The following is a 1,917-nucleotide window of genomic DNA, read 5'->3' as shown; positions in this document are numbered from 1 at the left end:
GGATAATAAATTGCACAAGGAATGTCTTTGCTTTGTAAATGAGCCAATAAATCATCTCTTTTTCCGTTTGTAATTCGAATTACATATTGATGAAAAACGTGACAATCACAAGTATCACAAATCATCGGTGCAACAATATTTTTATTAACACCCAAAGCCGTTGAATATTTTCTAGCAGCATCTTGACGCGCTTTATTGTAAGTATCTAAATGGGGTAATTTTGCTTTCAAAACTCCAGCTTGCATACTATCTAAGCGCGAGTTTACTCCAACCACATCATGATGATATCTTTCATACATTCCGTGATTTACAATTCCTCTTAATTTATGAGCTAATGCATCATCATTAGTAAAAATTGCACCACCATCGCCGTAACATCCTAAATTTTTTGAAGGAAAGAATGAGGTAGCTCCAACATGTCCAATAGTTCCGACTTTAGTTTTAGAACCATCTTTATGGGTATAATCAGCACCAATAGCTTGAGCATTATCTTCGATTACATATAAATTGTGCTCTTTTGCAATTTCCATAATCGCATCCATATTTACTGCACGACCAAATAGATGAACAGGAACAATGGCTTTAGTTTTTGGAGTAATAGCTTTTTTAATAGCTTCAAGCGAAATATTCATGTTATTCATATCAACATCTACTAAAACTGGAGTTAATTGCAATAACGCAATAACTTCAACAGTTGCCGCAAATGTAAAATCAGCTGTAATAACTTCGTCACCTGGTTTCAAATCTAATCCCATCATCGCAATTTGCAACGCATCTGTACCATTAGCACACGGAATTACATGTTTGACTCCTAAATAGTTCTCTAAATCAGCTTGAAATTGATGAACTAAAGGTCCATTTATGTAAGTATTTGTATCTAAAACTTCTTGAATTGAAGCATTCACTTCATTTTTAATTTTTTCGTATTGACTTTTAAGGTCAACCATTTGTAGTTTTTTCATTCTTGTAGAAATTAAGTGATACAAAAGTAAGAAATTAAGCCATACAATTTAAAGTTACACAAAAGAAACGTATTTTTAACCCATCAAAAAAGATTAAATGTATTTTATTTATAATTTCATTACGTTTTTAGCCTCACAAATTGTCAAAATCATAGCTCTTTTTAGTCCAAAAATGAAGCTTTTTGTTGAGGGTAGAAAGTCAGTTTTTTCAACCTTACGAAATAAAATCAATGCTGATGACAAAACGATTTGGTTTCACGCTGCTTCTTTGGGCGAATACGAACAAGGCTTACCTGTAATTGAAAAAATTAAAGAAAAATTCCCTTTACATAAAATTGTGGTTACATTTTTTTCTCCTTCCGGTTATGAAGTTAGAAAAAACAATACAGTTGCAGATGTAACAGTTTATTTACCATTAGACACAAAATCTAATGCTAAACAATTTTTAGAATTAGTACATCCAGAACTAGTTTTCTTTATTAAATACGAATATTGGCCTAATTACTTGAATGAACTGAAAAAGAGATCCCAAAGTATTGGGATTAAAACGTATTTAATTTCAGGAATTTTACGAGAAAATCAAGCCTTTTTTAAATGGTATGGTGGATTTTATAGAAATGCTTTAAAAACATTTGATTACTTTTTTGTTCAGAATGAAAGTTCCAAAAAATTATTACAAAGTATTGGTTTCAATAATGTAAAAGTCTCAGGTGACACAAGATTTGACAGAGTAGTTTCTATTTTAGAAAGAGATAATTCATTAGATTTTATTGAACAATTTAAAGACAATAAAACAACCATTGTAATTGGAAGTTCTTGGCCCAAAGATGAAAATTTATTAATTGAATACATTAATAATGCAACAGAAAATATAAAATTCATTATTGCACCACATAACATCAAACAAGAGCAAATTCAGGAATTAAAAAATTCAATCAAGAAAAAAACCTTTCTA

General features: G+C 30.3%; 2 protein-coding genes. One reads left to right on the top strand and one right to left on the bottom strand.

From position 1 onward, the window contains the following. The coding region (locus tag AACZ53_RS14460) for a DegT/DnrJ/EryC1/StrS family aminotransferase (RefSeq protein WP_339839900.1) at positions 1-962 on the bottom strand (962 nt) is incomplete at its 3' end. Positions 963-1,059: 97 nt separating this feature from the next. Between AACZ53_RS14460 and AACZ53_RS14455 the strand changes: the two genes are divergently transcribed. Further along, positions 1,060-1,917: glycosyltransferase N-terminal domain-containing protein (locus AACZ53_RS14455; protein ID WP_339839898.1), on the top strand; the 858-nt coding region annotated here is incomplete at its 3' end.

It is taken from the genome of uncultured Flavobacterium sp. (assembly GCF_963975005.1).
GTDB lineage: Bacteria > Bacteroidota > Bacteroidia > Flavobacteriales > Flavobacteriaceae > Flavobacterium.
This window is presented reverse-complemented; position numbering and strand designations above follow the sequence as displayed.